Here is an 18346-nt window from a genome sequence, read left to right as displayed (position 1 = left end):
TTATTGGGTTTGAATTCTGACACCTTCGCTGTGGCTTTTGAATTCTGGAGCATACATGCTTTCAATAGTTGTAATGCCATTGCTCATGTCTCCAGCGTTATTTACCCTTAGGTCATACTCAAAAACATAAACGCCTTTTGGCAAGTAATCAAAAAAGAAATTGGTACTAGCATCTTTAGTGCTTTCATAATAACCTAAGCCGTCTTGCCATTTGTAGGTTGAAATTACGTTTGTAGGTTCTAAACCAGCGGCACGCATATCTTTCATATGAAGAAATTCCATGGCTCTATCACTGCGTAATTCTATTCTAACAGTTACTAAATCTCCTACTTTAAGCTTAGTGTTTTTTGTTATTTCAGTAAGGGCTTTGCCGGTGTCTGTATTGGTTTTTAAAAATAATGTCTTCTTTAAAGATAAAGGCGTTTCAGCAGAAGTGATTTTATCTAAATCCTCAAAATACTGCCAGTACAAACTACCCCAAGCGATGCCTTCACCTTTTTTATTGAGGGTAACTTCACTCATTTTAGGTGTGATTTCAGAAGCAGACCAAGAGGTTTTGTAATAACCAGTTCCTGCTTCAGTTTTTACATGGTCCAGTTTTGTAGGGTCAATGGTTCGATTGCCCACTTTAACTTCAACCAAATCAGAAACACTTAACCAATCGCTACCTTGTAGGAGTAAAGCGTAAACCGCGTTAGTCGTTGCTTTTGTTGTACTCCAACGGTTGGTTTGCTTGTTTTTGAGTAGCCACATTTTTAGCTTGTCTATACGCTTTTTATCATTTTTAATTTCTGAAAAAGCTTCAATTAAAAGTGCCTGTGTTTCAATAGGGGCTTGGTACCACAACAATGAGTTTGTATTTTCTTTCCAGTACATTCCAAGTTCTTCTGAAGTGATACTGGTTTCCTTTAAAGAAGCCATAATCTTATTGGCTGTATTGATGTTCTCATTTCTAAATGAAATTAAAGCCATTAACCCTTTAGCGTATAATGGACGTTTCAACCAATAGTTCTCAATTTGTGTTTGGTAGTAATTGATGATATGCACAACTTCTTCTGATTTTTTAATTTCAGGGAAGAAACTTCTCATGTATAAGTAATGCAGTTGTGTGGTGCTTAATTGGTCTTTACTTAAATCGACCTTATCATCGTATTTCTTAAGGTTTTTATATTCTTCAACAAATTCAGTATCAAGATATCTTATAGCTTTCTGAATCATATTTGAAGTGTTTTCTGAAGACACTCCAAGTTTGTCTAAATGTCCGAAGCCAGTGATAATATGCTGCGTAATGTTACGGCTTTCTCTGCCTCCGTTAAACCAAGGCCAAGCTCCAGAACTAAGTTGATTTGATTTTAGTTTGTTAAGCGTGGCCTGTAAACTGCTAGTCATTTGATTCAAATCAAATAATAAGCCGATGCGTTTTTTCTGTTCGGTTTCACTCTGTGCATCACGCAACCAAGGTGTTTCTTGAATTAAAATGGATTTTAATTCCGGGTTCTTTTCAAGATTAGAAATTAAAGCCTCTTGCGATTTCCACTCATTAAAAACAGCTTCAATTTTAGGATTTGAAGTTACAATGTGCCTCGCTAAAGCATTGGCGTAATATTTACTAAAGGTTTGTTCATTGCATTCAAAAGGATATTCCATCAAGTAAGGCAAAGCTTGAACCGCATACCATGCTGGGTTGGAAGTGATTTCCAAAGTTAACTTATGATTTTTTAGTGTGGCTGAGCTGTTATTTTTAAGCTTTTCGAGTGTGAATGTTTTTGTTTGATTGCTATTAATCCACATAGGTAGGGTTTCAGTAACCAATATACGGTTCGATAAAACAGGAACTGTGTTTTGTTCGCCGTCACTAAAGCTTTCTGATTTAGCTATAATCTTATACTGTACAGCTTGTATGTTGTCAGGGATGCTTAGTTGCCAAGAGACTTGGGTGTTGCCGTTGGCATCTACTGAAAATGATTTGCTGTTTACGGCGTTGCCCAGTGCGGTGTTGAGGTCTTTTCCAGAAATGGCATCGCTTAGGATTAAAGTAGCATCACCTGACATTATTTTTTTTGTGAGGTTGGCAATTTTAGCGCTTATTGTAATGCGGTCTCCTTCGCGTAAAAAACGTGGGGCATTGGGACTCACCATAAGTTCTTTTTGTGTGATGGTGGTAAACTGTTTAGTCGTACTCTCTAAGGATTTTGTATGAGCCAATAATTGCAGTTTCCATTGGGTTAAAGCTTCTGGTGTTTCAAAACTAAAACTGATATTTCCTGTTTTATCGGTATTTAACTGTGGAAAGAAAAACGCCGTTTCTTTGAGGTTCTTTCTAACTTCTACTTGAGACATGGCGTTCAAACCATTTTTAGTGGTGATAATTACAACACCATTTTTAGCTTTACTTCCATAAATTGCAGTAGAAGCAGCGTCTTTTAAAATGTCCATAGACAGGATGTCATCTGGGTCTATACCTGAAATGTCTTCAGTGATTTTTCCATCAACGATGCACAAAGGTTTATTGTTTCCAGAAATACGAGCATTACCTCGAATAGTTACAGTGGGAGTTTCTGATGCTCCTACATCAGCCTCATCAGCTTCTACTTTTTGAACAGCCCCGGTGAGGTTGGTTGCTGCTCGAGGTGCGGCGCCATAACCTAATACAACGACCTCGTCTAAATGGTCGGTGTTTGCTGTTAGGTATGCATGGAAAAAGTTTTTGTTGGCGATGGTAATTTCCTGTGAATCAAAACCGATATAAGTGATTTCTAGAATGTCCCCTTTACTGGCTTTAATAGAAAAATTACCATCAAAATTGGTCATGGTTCCTCTTGACGTGCCTTTAATAATAATGTTCACGGCAGGAATAGGCGCTCCAGTTTCATCGTAAATTGTTCCTGAAACAAAGCCTTTTTTAACTGAGCTACTGTATTTAGATTCTTGTTTGGTTCGTAATTCATTTAAATAACGCTTATTTGTGTTCTGGTTATTCATGTCAAAACCATACCAGTTGAATTTATCGTAGAGTTGGGTGGGATAGGTTTCTGTGTTTTTCGGGTTGTAAGCTGTGAAATTTTGAGTTTTAAAGCTGTTATATCCGTTCTTAAAAATGCGAGAGTAATAGGTTGGTTTAGCTATTGGGTTGAATTTCCAGTTATGTGATTTAAACTGATCAAGAGAGGCATCGTACATGCTTGCTAATAACTCTGCGCTTACTTTTTCGCCTTGCGGACCTTTAATTTTAAATTCCCAGGTTTCTTGAGCGCCAGGTTGGATTTTATCTCTAAAAGTTAGTGTTTCAATTTGTAAACCGGTTTCTGGATAAGCCACAGTAATAATTTTTTTGCCAGAACTGTAACTGTTAAAAGCAGCAAAACTGTAGTGTACGGCAAATCCACCAATGTCATTTTTTGTAACGGGAATCGCGATGGTCTTTTTACTGTTGTTTAGATTTATAATTTCAGTTTTAATGATTTTTTTGCCTTTTTCAATACTAAGCGTTACAGCGATATTTTCAGCAGAAGACCCCAAAGTCACGTAAGCCGTTTCATTTGGATTGTAGCTTGTTTTATCTGTAGTAACACTAAATAATTCTTGGTCGGCTAAAGTTTTATCATTCTGACTGAAAAGCGTGGTTTTAGCTTCATCTTTTACCAATTGACCAAACTTGTCTTTCGCTTCTAAAGTAATGACGTACTGCCCCGATTCCCAATGGTCAAGGTCGTCTAGGGGTATAGTTTTGGAATCAGCCGTATTAAAAGGCTTTTCTACAACCAAAGCTCCTTTTTTCCAGTGGTCTGAAAGGTGTTCATTTGCGTAAGCCTCGTGTGGAAACAAGGTTTTAAATTCAGCTTCAGATAACTTTTTATAATCTGGGGCTTCCCATGGTCGTTCTCGTAAGACACGGTTCGGTGCCTGAAGTTTGTATATTTTAATAAGGCCTTCCGTAGGAACAAAAGCACCATTTAAGTTTTTGGTATCTATGATTAATTCTTGCTTTCCTTCAGATTTATTCAAGTACGCTTCAATATTTAATTTCGCCTCCAACGCGTGATAACCCACTTTTATAGTGGTGGTTTCACTGTGTGTTTCTCCGTTTAAATCGGTGACATCTGCAGTAATTTCATAGGTGAAAATAGGTAAGCTTTCTTTGTCTACACTAGCGTCGGGAAGGGCTTTAAAAGTGATTTCAAATTGACCAGAAGCATCTGTTTTTATTTCACTATGGGTGATTTCTTGTGCCGCATTATACGAATAGGGACGATACCTAGAGGACCAAAATGGGTATTCCACCTTGCGATGTATGCGATAAACCACTTTGGCGTCTGTAATGTTGCTTCCCGAAAAAGCTAAGGCTTTTCCTTTTACATGTATGGAATCATTTACACGAAAGGTTTCGGTAATGGGGTCAAAAGTAGTTTCAAACTTAGGGCGTTTATATTCTTCAACCGAGATATCTTGTCTTGCAAACAACTGTATTTCGTTGGTAGGCTTAGTAACCGTTATATTGTATCGACCAGTTACGCCATTATTAGGGAGTATAAAATCTCCTGCAATTGATCCAAAATCATTGGTTATTAAATCAAGTTGCATGAGTTCTTCTCCATTAACATTGTGGAGTGTTGCTTTTAGTGGCCTGTTAGCCAGAACCACCGATTTTCCAGCGGTGGTTTCCATAGCAATGGCTTTGAAATAAACGGTTTGTCCAGGTCTATAAATGCTGCGGTCGGTAAAAATAAACGCCTTATGTTGCTTTGTGGTCTCAGCCTGATTATTGTAGCGCTTGTTGATGTAATAGTCACCAAAATAGGCGGTATCCTTATTTTTGGAAACTTTTAAGTTGATATTTCTGTAGAAGTAATCACCCTTTTCAATTTTAAAAATACCAAGGTTGTTGGTTTCATAAGATTTACGCTCTAATGTTCTAGAATTTTGCTGGTAGTAAGAAGCTTCAATTTGAGCTTTGGTAATGGGTGTGCCGTTATTTCGGTTGATTATTTGGAATATTTTAAATGCTGTAGATTCCGTTTCAACCAAAGCAAAATCTGTGACCTGAATCGTGGTAAAAGCAAAAGTGTCTTCATCTTTTTTAACTCGAGCGAGGATGACATAGTTTCCATTATCTAATTTAGGAACAACAACTTCGGTAGTGTGTGTTTGAAAATCTTGTTCATTTCTAAGTTTGCTAGTCCATGATTCCAATGGCGATAATTCATCTAAAAAGGATAGTTTTTGGTCCTTTCTATAAAGCCCAGTAAAGGTTTTAACCTGAGTTTTACTCAGTTTATAAACTTGAAAATCTAAAGTGTCTATGTTTTTGTAGTTAATTAATAGACGCGACGCTTTTCTATTAGGGATGTAACTCTCAGACGTTATTTCAACATGGAATTTGTTTATTTTTGATTTTAAAACCACACATTTTTCTGCAGCTCTACTTTCGGGGTAGGTTTTAATTATTTCATTGCAAAGCACTAAGGCTTCTTTGGCTTTCCAACGGTTCTCTTCATTAATTTGTGAACTGTAAGATTCGCTTTGTTTGTAATATATTTTAGCAATTTCAAAATTGTATAATCCTGCGCTATCGTGATTTGTAATGGTCTTACTAGCCATTTTTAAGGCTTCTAGCTTTAAATTTTCCTTATTGTCAAAAGTCGCATGATCGTAAACAAAGTTGATACGTTGAATATCCACATCGCTAAGCGCTTCAAAAGTTTTGTCATTCAAATGAAATTTAATGAGCGCCTTGTAAATTTTAAGTGCGTTAAGTTGTAATGACGTGCTGTCTTTTGATTCAATTTGTAATTTAGAAAATTGTTCAGCTGAGGAGAGGTATTCAGACTGGTCTATTTCAAATTTATAAGCCGGCTGGGTAATGCTAGTTTCATCGGTTTCGTAAAATTCTAAGGCATTGTGGCTTAAAAAATCAAATAGGGTAGGTCTAAGTGCTGTGGAATTTCCTTGTTTTTTTATAATGACGCTATACTGTTCTATAGAGGCTTGTTTTAGTAAAGCTTCATCTTGCAATGAACTTTGATAATGCACATGAATTTCATGAAAGAGCGTTTGTAAATCCCAGGTTCTAAAATCTTCAGCATTTACTTTTTTAGAAGTTTTGGTTCGGCTATAAAACTGATCTTTGTTTTCGTTGAAATACTGCCAGTATAAATGCGCCAATATGTTTTCGAGTACGTTTTTAGTTGGTGCCTCATTTTTGCTAATTTCAGATTTAAAATCATTGATGATTTGGAGCTGAGCCTCTTCCTCTAAAATCAGGTTAAATTTGCTCTTAAAAAGCATCACTTTGATGATTTGCTCATGATTTTCAGCGCGTTTTGCCTTTTTTTCAATGGTTTTTAGTGTTTTTAGCGCTGATTGTGGTAAGCCTTCAAGTTCAAAAGCTTCTACTTTTTTCCATAAATCAGGGTACTGATTTTGTGCTTGGGTGAGGTTTAAGGAAAAAAGAACAATTATTAATAATAGCGTATGCCTCATAAATACTGAGTTTGTGTCGGGGTCTACTTTAAATTTGTGGTTTAGTTGGTCTCAAAAGCCATTCCAAAAACAAGAGTCAATTTCATAACTTTTGTTAAATCAGGAAAGTTAATCATTTTGTTAAGAAAAAATGGGCTCAGCCGGCTAATTTATTAAGCTTGAGCCAATAAATCGTTACTTTATAAATAAAGATTACATTTGTTGAAAACCCTTAATTTAAATGAGTAAAATCTTGCTTTTTGTATTATTGCCGTGTCTTGGTTTTTCACAAGGTAATTTTGCTGAGGTTGACGCCTTATTTCAAGAAAAGCAGTATCATGATGCTGAACTGTTTCTAACAAAATATTTAAAAAATCACCCCAATAATTTAGAAGTAAAATCTTTGTTAGGCGATGCCTATGGCTATCAAAAAAAATGGGACAATGCAATTAATTGTTATGAGGAAGTTCTAGAAAAAGATAAAACCAAGGCTAAATATTTTTATAATTACGGCAGTATTTTGGCTATGATGGCCATGGAAAATAGGCTTAAAGCCATGGCTTATATCGGTGATATGAAGGTCGCCTTTCTTAAGGCTGCCGAATTAGACAAAAAGCACATCAATACCCGTTGGGCGTTGGTTCAATATTATATGCACTTGCCCGGAATTGTTGGTGGAAGCAAAGAAAAAGCCCTACAATATGCCCAAGAGTTGGAGCAGCTCTCCAAGGTTGATGGTTATCTAGCAAAAGGGTTTATTTATAAGTATGATGACGATTTTGAGGAAGCCGAAATCTACTATAAAAAAGCAGTAAAAGTAGGTGGGTCCTTAACTTGTTACCTCGAACTCATGAAGCTTTATGAGCAGGAAAATTTGCATGAAAAGGCTTTAGAAACAGTTGAAATAGCGAAGCAACATCTTCAAGACAATGCTTTGAATTATCAACTCGGACGCCTATCTGCAAGCTATCAAATCGCCCATAAAAAAGGCATTACGAGTTTAGAAAACTACCTGAAAAAGTTTTCTGACAAGGACCAAATTCCTAAAGCTTCGGCGCATTATCGTTTAGCGCAGATTTATCGTTACCAAGAGCATAAAAATCAAGCATTAAAGCATATTAATTTAGCCTTAAAAGAGCTTCCTTCAGAAGAAAGATTTTCAGATGAAAAAGAACATATTTTAGATATGTAAGTTTTGGGCTCTTGATAGCTATGGGGAGCATGCACTCACCAAAAGCTATCTGATGCAACCACTAGCGCGGGTACATGAACTTTAAATATACCTATTGGTAAAGTAGCAGTGTATTTGGTTAGGTTTTTAACCTTTGGTCCTCCATTTTAAGAATAATCATTTAACAAGTTTATAACCGTAATTTCAGTACAATTCATTCGAGAATTCGTAACTAAAAAACTATATTTGATACATTCAAAATTTCACCATGAACGTACATTTTATAGCTATTGGCGGTTCTGCAATGCACAATCTTGCCATAGCATTGCATAATAAAGGATATCAAGTTACAGGAAGCGATGACTCATTGTTTGAACCATCGAAATCACGACTAGAAGCCAAAGGTTTATTGCCAGAAGCAATTGGTTGGTTTCCACAAAAAATCACTAATAATTTAGATGCTATCGTTTTAGGTATGCATGCCCAAGCCGATAACCCGGAGTTGTTTAAAGCACAGGAATTAGGACTTAAAATATACAGTTACCCTGAATTTCTGTATGAGCAGTCTAAGCATAAAACCCGTGTCGTAATAGGTGGGAGTCACGGTAAAACAACCATTACTTCAATGATTCTTCATGTGATGCATTACCACGATCGTGATGTTGATTATATGGTGGGCGCGCAGTTAGAAGGATTTGATGTAATGGTAAAACTCACTGAAACAAATGATTTTATGGTTTTAGAGGGTGATGAATATTTAAGTTCGCCTATTGATAGACGTCCTAAATTTCATCTTTACAAACCTAATATTGCTCTGTTAAGTGGTATAGCCTGGGATCATATTAACGTGTTTCCAACGTATGATAACTACGTGGAGCAGTTTCGCATTTTTGTAGATTCTATAGTTAGTGGTGGTAACATTAATTTCAACGAAGAAGACCCAGAAGTGAAACGTGTGGTTGAAGAAAGTAAGAACCCAATTAGAAAAATTGCTTACCACACACCAGAATATACGGTTGAAGACGGAGAGACTATTTTAGAAACTTCTGAAGGCGATTTACCTATTGAAGTTTTTGGTAAACACAACCTAAATAACCTAGCGGGTGCCAAATGGATTTGTCAACACATGGGTGTTGATGAAGATGATTTCTACGAAGCGATTTCAACTTTTAAAGGGGCTAGCAAGCGTTTAGAAAAAATTGCCGAAGGAAAAACTAGTGTGGCCTATAAAGATTTTGCACATTCACCAAGTAAAGTAGAGGCGACGACACAAGCGGTAAAAGAACAATATAAAGATAAAAAGTTAGTAGCTTGTTTAGAATTGCATACTTACAGTAGTTTAAATGCCGATTTCTTAAAGGAATATAAAGGTGCTCTTGACGCTGCAGATGTAGCTGTGGTGTTTTATTCTCCTGATGCTGTTGAAATTAAAAAATTAGAAAACATCACTCACCATCAAATTGCTGAAGCCTTTAAGCGTGATGATTTGATTATCTATACCAACCCAGAAGATTTTAAAAACTTCTTGTTTGCTCAAGATTTTGATAACAAAGCCCTGCTTTTGATGAGTTCAGGAAATTATGGTGGTTTAGATTTTAATGCAGTGAAACCTTTGATGAAATAAAATTCAATATACCTAATAAATAAAGCGTTAGATTATCAAAATCTAACGCTTTTTGTTTTTATGGTCGTAGCCTAGGTTATTATTTAGCAGAATCTCCAGCACCATCACCATCACCATCGCTGGCAGAGCCATCAGAATCAATATCTGTTTTCAAAGGTTCAATAATCGGGCGCTTCATGTTTTTGTCTTTAGCTTTTGTGGTTTTTGTTTCCATTTCTAGCGGAGCCATAGGTGTTTCAGGCGTCTCATGAGGCGGAATTAAAGTAAAGGACTCTGGAACGTTTCTTACGTTAAGATCACGTTGCGGGAACGGAATTTCAATACCTTCTTTCTTAAATCGGTTGTAAATACCAATCGATACATCACTCTTAGCTTGTAAGCCTAATTCATAATGTGACCAGAATAGCAATCTAAAGTTTAAAGAACTATCACCAAAATCATTAAAAAGAGCACGTGGTGCCGGATCATTCAAAAGATAATCGCATTCTTCAGCCACTTCAACTAATATTTTTAAAACCTCATTAGGATCCGCGTTGTAGCTCGTACCTATTAAAATTTCAATACGCTTGGTGTTGTTTGATAGCGTCCAATTTATTAAGTCGTTAGAAATCAAGTTGTTGTTTGGGACGATGACTTCAGATCCATCAAAGGTACTGATGTTCGAGGCACGAATACCAATACGCGATACGGTTCCTAATAAATTATTAACTTCTACGGTGTCACCCGGTAAAATAGGGCGCTCAAACACGAGAATTAACCCTGATATAAAGTTCGAAACAATGTTCTGTAAACCAAAACCAATACCAACACCTAAAGCACCAGCCATCAGGTTAAATTGACTTAAATCAACCCCTAGTGCTGATAATGCGAGGATGGTACCAAATCCTATAATGAAATAACGAATGACCAATGATATTGCAGCAGGAATACCTTTAGGTAAGTGAAAGTATCTTAAAATACCGTCACCATCATTTATTAAAAAGGAAACCAGTTTTGTTAAACTAAAGGAAATGAAGAGGGTAAAACTAAAACTTACAATAGCACCTAGGGTAAATGTGAGACTCCCTATTTTGTAAGGCTCAGTAAGAACATCACTCAAGAAGGTGATCATTGGTCTTAAGGCGTCAACCATCCCGAGAAAAAATAGCCCCCAAAGCACATAAACCGTAATACGAACTCGTTTTAAGGCTTTTTTCTCAATGCTTTTTCTTTCAATCGCGCTATAGGTATGTTTTACCGTGAAATGACGGTGAATCACACTAACTACAATACCATTAATTATTAGTGTTAAGGCATAAAATACCATGGTAACAATGGCGCCTTGTGTGCTAATTTTAAGGGTAATGTCCGTTAGGTTAGTGTAACCTAAAATATTTGATATAATAGAAACTATGCTTAATAAATATACTATTGGGACTAATTTGAAAAGGAGTTTTGCAAGTCCTTTTTCAAAGGTTTCTAGTGTTTTAAGGTAAGGTGATGTAAAACGGTAAAGTATGAATAGTACAAGAGTCGATTCGGCTAGAATATATAGTCTGTAACCTAACCCTGAATACCAAAAGTAGGTTTTAGCAGTGTTTAAAATATAGAAAACAGCAATATAGTATAAGATTTTTTTATACCTATCACCCATAATAGGTGTAATTAAAGGAATGGCTGCAAGTAGCGTTACAAGTGTTATGCTATCTGTTAGAAGTTTTGGGAAATTTGTTAAGAACGATTCGCTAAACAAACATGAGAGAAAGATGATACATAAATTATTCTTATTCAGAATTAAATTTTTTGCCACAATCACATCTTCATCTTTATCTTTATAAGGGTACTTTAAAAATCCACGCTTGAAATACCTCATGAGCAGCGTGAAGATGCCTATGAATATTAAAAACGAGATGATGCTACTCATATAATCTGGTCCAACATCGGGAGCTTTAGCAGATTTAACTTTTAAAGCTTCTACTTCAGTATTTTCAGCAATATCTTTGTTAGAAGTTCCATAAGTAGTTTGCCAGATAGGTGGGTGACGTAAATAAAATAGATCGTAAACATCAGAGTTTTTTAGTGACAATAAATCATTGGATACACCCTTAACATAGTTGATTTGTTTACTGAGGCTTGTTTCTAATTTTAAATAATAATTATTGTTCTCTAAAATAGTGTTTTGAGTACTTTGTACTTCAGCTAAAGTGTTTTCTATAGATTCTAAAACCTCTGGAGGTGCTTCTTTATCAATGGCATTTTGATAACTTAATTGCCAAACTTCGTTTTGAAAAATAATGTCTTCAATTAAGATAGAATTACGCTCTTCTTGGTCATTTATTTTATCCATCCATTCTGATAAATAGGATGAGTATCCTGACCAGGTAATCATGGTGAGGTCTACTTTTTGTCCATTAGGATTGGCTTTTATAAAGTGTTTTGTAGCCTCACCTTCTGATTTTAAGTATGTGGCGTATATTGGTAAAAGAGAATCAATTTTTTTAATGCCATCGGGAATTTTGATTTTCCTTTGAGTGGCCTTAATATTCATATTCGTTACCTGAATCTGCTGTACAATATTGATCAAAGGAATAGCCTCAGGTTGAACTTTGGTTGAGTCTATTTTTTCTTCTACTGCTTGCTCTTTTTTAGGAATTAGGCTCTGGGCACTAAGGGTTACTGTGTTAAACAAACAGATAAAGCAAATAAAGAATAACGATATGTAATGTTTGAAATTCATCTTTTCATAGCTTAAATTTGGAGTTGCAAATATACGTTTTTGAAGTTGTTATGAATACTATGAATTTAACCAGTTGGGTTCATAGTTTTTTTATTTGATTAGATTAAGTTTATCTTAAAAAATGAAATAGTTCTATCCCAAGCTAAAGTTGCAGTATCTTTGTCATAACGTGGTGTTGTATTGTTGTGAAATCCATGATTTGCACCTTCGTAAATATAGGCTTTGTAATCCTTATTGTATTTTTTTAAAGCTGCTTCATAATCTGGCCAGCCAGCATTTACTCGGGTATCTAATTCTCCAAATTGTAGCAGTAATGGTGCTTGAATTTTTGAAGCTTCCTCCTTTGAAGGTTGTCCGCCATAGAAAGGAACAGCCGCTTTTAAAGTTGTTACTTTTACAGCCATCATATTAGAAATCCAGCCACCAAAACAAAAACCAACAACACCTACGTTACCATCGCAGTCCTCATGATTTTTTAAATAATGGTATGCGGCGATAAAATCTTCAAGCATTTCATTTTTATCGCGCTTCTTTTGCATGGCACGACCCTCATCATCATTCCCCGGGTAGCCGCCAAGCGGAGTTAAAGCATCTGGAGCCAATGAAATAAAGCCTTCAATAGCTGTTCGTCGTCCAACATCTTCTATGTAAGGGTTTAAACCGCGATTTTCATGAACCACGATAACCCCAGGTAATTTTTTCTTAGTTCCCTTAGGTTTTGAAAGTAGTCCTTTTATAGAGCCTCCACCTTTTGGTGAATTATAGTTGATGTAATCAGAATCTAGTTTTGGGTCGTTTGGGTCAACAAGCAAGGTGTCTATATAATTTGGAGAAACAAAACTTAGAAGTGATGAGACTGTTAATCCTCCTATAGCAAATAAGGACAGTTTTTCAACAAATTGACGGCGGTTTATTTTATTATGGGCATAATCATCGTATAAGTCAAAAACTTCTTGGTTCAGGTCTTCTTTTTTTAATGGTTTCATAGTATTTATTGTTAAGTGCCAATAAAGGCGTTTTGATGCTGTCCAGTGAAATTGATATTTAAAATTGGTGTTTGTTGATTTATAAATTTACAATATTTATATTTATCGAATGCAAGAAAAACCGCCCTCATTCACCATAAAACATTGGAATCATGACGATCAACCGCGAGAGAAATTACTAAATAAAGGCAAAATGGCCTTAAGTGACGCGGAGTTGGTGGCTATTTTAATCGGTTCTGGAAATCGCGATGAAAGTGCCGTCGCTTTAAGTAAACGCATATTAGCACATACCAATAATAATTTAAGCGCTTTAGGGAAGTTATCTTTAAAACAACTTATAAGTTTTAAAGGTATTGGTGAAGCTAAAGCCATTACTATTCTAGCAGCTCTTGAGTTGGGAAGAAGGCGTCGCGGCGAAGAAGCTTTAGAAAGAAAACAGATTACTTCTAGTCGTTCTGTTTATGAGTTAATGCAACCTGTAATTGGAGAGCTTGAGCATGAGGAGTTTTGGATAATCTATTTGAATAACTCTAATAAGGTGCTTCAAAAAAATCAATTGAGTAAAGGCGGGATTACTGGTACTTTAGTAGACGTTCGTTTGGTTCTTAAAACGGCCTTAGAAGTAGGGGCAACGGGACTCATCTTATCGCATAACCACCCGTCTGGGACTTTAAAGCCAAGTGAAGCTGACAAGCAAATTACCCAGAAATTGAAAACGGCCGCAGAAAGTTTAGATATTAAAGTTCTAGATCATTTAATAATCACAGAAAAAGCATACTTTAGTTTTGCTGATGAAATCCTTTTGTAATGCTTTTAGTTTATACTCATAAAATATCCCCACGGCTAAACTATATTTTCAAACATATATGCACTAGGGTTTTAGGTTTTGAAGTGCGATTCACTACCCAAATTGAAGAATTTATCGCCCATGATAGTTTAAAAATGTCTTATACCAAACAGCAACTTGGTAAAGAGTTTTTTATTAAAAGTCATGACTTTTTGTTCGAACAAGGTTTAAGCGATGTCGATATCAATATTCAGAAATGGGATAATACCAAATGCTTCTTTTCTAATAGTGATAAAAGTGCCATGCCTTTTGATATCTTTTCGGCTTCCTTTTACATGTTATCGCGGTATGAGGAATACTTGCCACATGTAAAGGATGAATTCGGGCGCTTTACAGCAGAAGAGAGTTTGGCTTATAAATCGGGATTTTTACATCAACCTGTTGTTGATATTTGGGCCTATAAATTTAAGGCCGCATTGCAAGCGCAATTTCCAAGTTATAAATTTCCTAATAAGACCTACAGAATAAGACCTATTATTGATGTTCCTAGCCCATATAAATATAAATTGAAAGGACTACTTAGAACTGTAGGTGGAACGATTTCAGATCTTTCAAAATTTAAGTTATATAGTCTTTATGATCGTTTTGGTGTTTTATTAAGGTTTAAAAATGATCCTCACGATACTTTTAAGTATATTTTAAACCGGCAAAAAAATACAAGTTCAAAGTTTCTTTTCTTTTTCTTAATTGGTCAATTATCGACCTACGATAAAGGTGTGAGTCCGAATAAAAAAGATTTTGTTACTCTAATAAAACATTTGGCGGATTATTGTAATGTAGGGCTTAAAGTCTCTTATTTTGCGCTAGAGGATGCCAAACGTTTAAAACGAGAGAAGGAAAAAATGGAAGATATTCTAAATACTAATTTAGTGGCTTCTCGACATTCACATTCAAAGCTTAATTTACCTGAAACGTATAGAAATCTAATTGCTTTAGAAGTTAAAGAAGATTATACCATGGGATACATAAATCATATTGGGTTTAGAGCAGGCTCTTGTACGCCATTTTTGTTTTATGATTTAGATTTTGAAGTGCAAACCCCTTTGAAAATAACGCCTTATCAGCTTATGGATGTGGCCTTATTAAAACAATGGTCTTTATTAGATAAAAAGAAAGTTTTAAATGAACTCATTCATACTATCAGAGCAGTAAATGGTGAGTTTGTGCCAGTTTTTCATAATTATACCTTTTCTGAAGACAAACAATGGGAAGGGTTTAAGGAATTGTTTAACCTGATTTTAGATTCAGCAGAAACCACTTAATCTTTAAAAAAACCTTAGACTTTAATTCATATGACAAGCTTTAAACTTTAGGTGTATTGTAAGCTGGTCATGAGACTTTGAAATTTTGAAAAAGCGTATCTTTACCATTGAGTTTTAATTTAAAAAACATAATAGAATGAAAATTAAATTTTTATCCATATGTCTGCTAGTGTTTACAGTGAGCGGGGCTTTTGCTCAAAAAAACTTGAATGCTTATAAATATGTTATTGTACCAACTCAATATGAGTTTTTAAGAGAACCTGATCAATACCAATTAAACTCGCTAACTGAGTTTTTGTTTGAAAAGTATGGTTTTACTGCAGTGATGCAAGGTGCTGAAGATTTTCCTCAGGATTTAGCAAATAATCCATGTTTAGGATTGAAATCTAATGTAGAGAAAAATTCAAGTTTATTTGTAACTAAGCTTACCGTAGTTCTTGAAAATTGCTCTAGTCAAGAAGTTTTTAGGTCTCAAGAAGGTATGAGTCGTGAAAAAGAATACAAAACAGCTTATAATTTAGCATTGAGAGATGCTTTTAAATCCTTTGAAACGCTAAAATATAAATATAATAACGAAAGTATAACGGTCCCTGTGCCGCCTCAAGCTCCAGCGGTAAAAGCTGTGCCTAGTGCTCCAACCGTTGCTGCAACCCCATTGGTTACTGCTACCCCTAGTAATAATAACAACCCTAATGTAGGAGACACTATTTTATATGCTCAAAAAATAGAAAACGGTTATCAATTGGTTGACAGTACGCCCAAAGTGGTGTATAAATTGAAAAAAACCAATGCTAAAAATATGTTCTTGGTAGAAGGCCAAAGTGCGACCGTTTATAAAAAAGGGGAGGACTGGGTGCTTGAATATTATGAAAATGATGTTTTAAAGCAGGAAGTACTTAACATTAAGTTTTAAAGACCTTTTAGCTTTAATAGTTGTATTTATCTTTCCATCGATTTTTTAAGAACTCACGATGTGCATTTTCTCTGGCGTTATTTCCAGGGTCGTATAACTTGATGTTTTGAATTTCCTTGGGAAGAAATTCTTGAGGTGCAAAATTATTTTCGTAGTTATGGGCATACTTGTAATCACTACCATAGCCCAATTCCTGCATCAGTTTTGTAGGTGCATTTCTAATTTCTAAAGGGACGCTTAAATCACCAGTTTGTTTAACTAACTTTTGGGCCTTTCCTATTGCGGCATAGGCGGCATTACTTTTAGGAGAACAGGCCAAGTAAGTGGCACACTGACTTAAAATGATTCGAGATTCTGGATAACCTATGGTAGCTACTGCCTGAAAAGTGTTGTTTGCAATGACTAAGGCTGTAGGGTTCGCATTACCAATGTCTTCACTAGCCGCGATAAGTAAACGGCGTGCAATGAATTTCACGTCTTCGCCACCTTCAATCATACGTGCTAACCAATATACAGCAGCATTAGGGTCGCTACCACGAATGGCTTTTATAAAGGCAGAAATAATGTCGTAATGCTGCTCGCCAGTTTTGTCATAACGCACGGTATTGTTTTGAACGCGTTGTAAAACCCCTTCATCAGTTATTTCTACAGATTCTGAATTATAAGAATTTACAATAAGTTCAAAAATATTAAGCAGTTTGCGGCCATCACCTCCAGATAGTTTTAAAAGCGCTGCCGTTTCTTTTAAGTTAATGTTCTTTTTCGATAGGATTTCATCGGTATCAATTGCACGTTGTAAAAGGGTTTCTAAATCGTTTTTATCAAAAGCATTTAGAATATAAATCTGGCAACGCGATAAAAGCGCCGAAATGACTTCAAAACTCGGATTTTCAGTTGTAGCTCCAATCAGTGTGATCCAACCTTTCTCCACCGCTTGCAATAAGGAGTCTTGTTGCGATTTACTAAACCTATGGATTTCATCAATAAATAAAATGGGGTTTTTAGTCGTAAATAAGCCACCACTTTGTTTGGCTTTATCAATAACCTCACGAATATCTTTTACTCCAGAGTTAATGGCGCTTAAAGTGTAAAAAGGTCTGCCAGATTCTGTGGCTATAATATTAGCTAATGTGGTTTTTCCAGTGCCAGGAGGTCCCCAAAAAATCATGGAAGGAATTAAACCTTGTTTGATATGCTGTGTTAGGGCACCGTTTTCTCCTACTAAGTGGGTTTGACTCACATAGTCTTTTAAAGTTTTTGGTCGGAGACGTTCAGCTAAGGGTTCATTCTCATTCATAGTTGTAAAATTAAAGTATTTTTATGTTTAATTAGTTTTCTTGTTGTGATTTTTAGGTTTCAGAGTTTCAGAGTTTCAGAGTTACAGAGTTACAGAGTTGCAGAGTTCAAAGTTCAAAGTTCAAAGTTTCGGAATACTACTGTCAATTTAGCATCACATTTGATTTGGTTAAGTATTTGCTATATTTAAAGTAATGAAGCAAAAGGATTCTTTTCAGTTTAGTACAGGGGTTATTGCATATCCGCTGTTTTTTGTTCTATGTATTTGGATTGTATTTTGGTTTGAAGTGCGCTTTGGTTATCATTTTAATAAATATGGTATCTATCCCAAAACGTTAAAAGGCTTAAGGGGTGTTCTTTTTTCTCCGTTTATCCATGGAGATATCAAGCATCTTTATCATAATACCATTCCTTTATTTGTGCTGTCATCAGCCTTGTTTTATTTCTATAGACCTATTGCTTGGAAGGTTTTAGGGTATGGCATTTTGTTGTCGGGGATTTTAACATGGTGTATTGGCCGGTCATCTTATCACATAGGCGCCAGTGGTCTCATTTACGTACTGGTAAGTTTTACCTTCTTTAAAGGGGTGTTTGCTAAGCATTATCGGTTAATAGCTTTGTCTTTAGTCGTTGTTTTTCTTTACGGAAGTATGATTTGGCACACTTTACCCATTGAAGAGGGGGTGTCATGGGAAGGGCACACCGCAGGTTTAATTACAGGCTTATTGTTTGCTTTAATATTTAGAAAACAGATAGCTAAGCCTAAAAAATACGTTTGGGAAGACCCCGATTACAATGAAGATGATGATCCGTTTTTAAAACACTTTGACGAAAACGGAAACTTTATTGAACAACTTGAAGTTGAAGAAGAGCCAGAGCAAGAAACGCCAACTTACAATTATATTTACAAGGAAGATGGTGTGAAAAGTGAAAAGTGAAAAGTGAAAAGTGAAAAGAACTCTTTTAAACACTTAGATTATAATTAAAGTTTATACTTTTTTAGAGTCAACAGTCAACAGTCAACAGTCAACAGTTAAGAAAAATTAACTACAATTTAAAATGGAATTTTTAT

At 35.6% G+C, this 18346-nt stretch carries 10 protein-coding genes; 6 read left to right on the top strand and 4 right to left on the bottom strand.

The features are described from left to right. A complete protein-coding gene (locus F6U93_RS10610; protein WP_150939601.1) occupies positions 1 to 6480 on the bottom strand; it encodes an alpha-2-macroglobulin family protein in 6480 nt (2159 codons plus the stop codon). A 220-nt stretch (positions 6481 to 6700) separates the two neighbouring features. On the opposite strand from F6U93_RS10610, the gene F6U93_RS10605 reads away from it, so the two are divergent. Further along, positions 6701 to 7651, top strand: coding sequence for a tetratricopeptide repeat protein (locus F6U93_RS10605; protein WP_150939599.1), 951 nt, complete (start codon positions 6701 to 6703; stop codon positions 7649 to 7651). Between the two features lie 247 nt (positions 7652 to 7898). Continuing rightward, the gene (locus tag F6U93_RS10600) at positions 7899 to 9254 is read left to right on the top strand and encodes a UDP-N-acetylmuramate--L-alanine ligase (protein ID WP_150939597.1); all 1356 of its coding nucleotides are present in this window, start codon (positions 7899 to 7901) and stop codon (positions 9252 to 9254) included. 79 nt (positions 9255 to 9333) lie between these two features. Here the strand turns inward: F6U93_RS10600 and F6U93_RS10595 are convergent, their stop codons facing one another. Together F6U93_RS10595 and F6U93_RS10590 are read right to left on the bottom strand one after the other, a co-directional pair. Continuing rightward, complete coding sequence (locus F6U93_RS10595; RefSeq protein ID WP_150939595.1) at positions 9334 to 11970, bottom strand: mechanosensitive ion channel family protein; 2637 nt, start codon at positions 11968 to 11970, stop codon at positions 9334 to 9336. A gap of 98 nt (positions 11971 to 12068) precedes the next feature. After that, the gene (locus F6U93_RS10590; RefSeq protein WP_150939592.1) at positions 12069 to 12956 is read right to left on the bottom strand and encodes a dienelactone hydrolase family protein; all 888 of its coding nucleotides are present in this window, start codon (positions 12954 to 12956) and stop codon (positions 12069 to 12071) included. Positions 12957 to 13065: 109 nt separating this feature from the next. Between F6U93_RS10590 and radC the strand changes: the two genes are divergently transcribed. From radC to F6U93_RS10575, 3 genes are all read left to right on the top strand, one after another. Next, on the top strand, positions 13066 to 13764 hold the full coding sequence (gene radC / locus F6U93_RS10585; RefSeq protein WP_150939590.1) for a RadC family protein: 699 nt from the start codon (positions 13066 to 13068) through the stop codon (positions 13762 to 13764). Between the two features lie 83 nt (positions 13765 to 13847). Beyond that, complete coding sequence (locus tag F6U93_RS10580) at positions 13848 to 15065, top strand: polysaccharide deacetylase family protein (RefSeq protein ID WP_225312667.1); 1218 nt, start codon at positions 13848 to 13850, stop codon at positions 15063 to 15065. Positions 15066 to 15201: 136 nt separating this feature from the next. After that, positions 15202 to 15978, top strand: coding sequence for a hypothetical protein (locus F6U93_RS10575; RefSeq protein ID WP_150939587.1), 777 nt, complete (start codon positions 15202 to 15204; stop codon positions 15976 to 15978). Between the two features lie 13 nt (positions 15979 to 15991). Here the strand turns inward: F6U93_RS10575 and F6U93_RS10570 are convergent, their stop codons facing one another. Continuing rightward, positions 15992 to 17275: a replication-associated recombination protein A gene (locus tag F6U93_RS10570; protein WP_150939585.1), complete on the bottom strand. Its 1284-nt coding sequence runs from the start codon at positions 17273 to 17275 to the stop codon at positions 15992 to 15994. Positions 17276 to 17468: 193 nt separating this feature from the next. Between F6U93_RS10570 and F6U93_RS10565 the strand changes: the two genes are divergently transcribed. After that, positions 17469 to 18212, top strand: coding sequence for a rhomboid family intramembrane serine protease (locus F6U93_RS10565; RefSeq protein ID WP_150939583.1), 744 nt, complete (start codon positions 17469 to 17471; stop codon positions 18210 to 18212). Positions 18213 to 18346 lie beyond the last annotated feature (134 nt).

This window comes from Pseudotamlana haliotis, assembly GCF_008806375.1.
Taxonomy (GTDB): Bacteria; Bacteroidota; Bacteroidia; order Flavobacteriales; family Flavobacteriaceae; genus Pseudotamlana; species Pseudotamlana haliotis.
Note: the sequence above shows the minus strand (reverse complement) of the source record. Positions and strands in the feature narration are given on the sequence as shown.

Coding starts and splice junctions, on each gene's coding strand:
- F6U93_RS10590 (WP_150939592.1), bottom strand. CDS start 12,956: ATGAAACCATTAAAAAAAGAAGACCTGAACCAAGAAGTTTTTGACTTA.
- F6U93_RS10575 (WP_150939587.1), top strand. CDS start 15,202: ATGAAAATTAAATTTTTATCCATATGTCTGCTAGTGTTTACAGTGAGC.
- F6U93_RS10610 (WP_150939601.1), bottom strand. CDS start 6,480: ATGAGGCATACGCTATTATTAATAATTGTTCTTTTTTCCTTAAACCTC.
- F6U93_RS10600 (WP_150939597.1), top strand. CDS start 7,899: ATGAACGTACATTTTATAGCTATTGGCGGTTCTGCAATGCACAATCTT.
- F6U93_RS10565 (WP_150939583.1), top strand. CDS start 17,469: ATGAAGCAAAAGGATTCTTTTCAGTTTAGTACAGGGGTTATTGCATAT.
- F6U93_RS10570 (WP_150939585.1), bottom strand. CDS start 17,275: ATGAATGAGAATGAACCCTTAGCTGAACGTCTCCGACCAAAAACTTTA.
- radC (WP_150939590.1), top strand. CDS start 13,066: ATGCAAGAAAAACCGCCCTCATTCACCATAAAACATTGGAATCATGAC.
- F6U93_RS10605 (WP_150939599.1), top strand. CDS start 6,701: ATGAGTAAAATCTTGCTTTTTGTATTATTGCCGTGTCTTGGTTTTTCA.
- F6U93_RS10595 (WP_150939595.1), bottom strand. CDS start 11,970: ATGAATTTCAAACATTACATATCGTTATTCTTTATTTGCTTTATCTGT.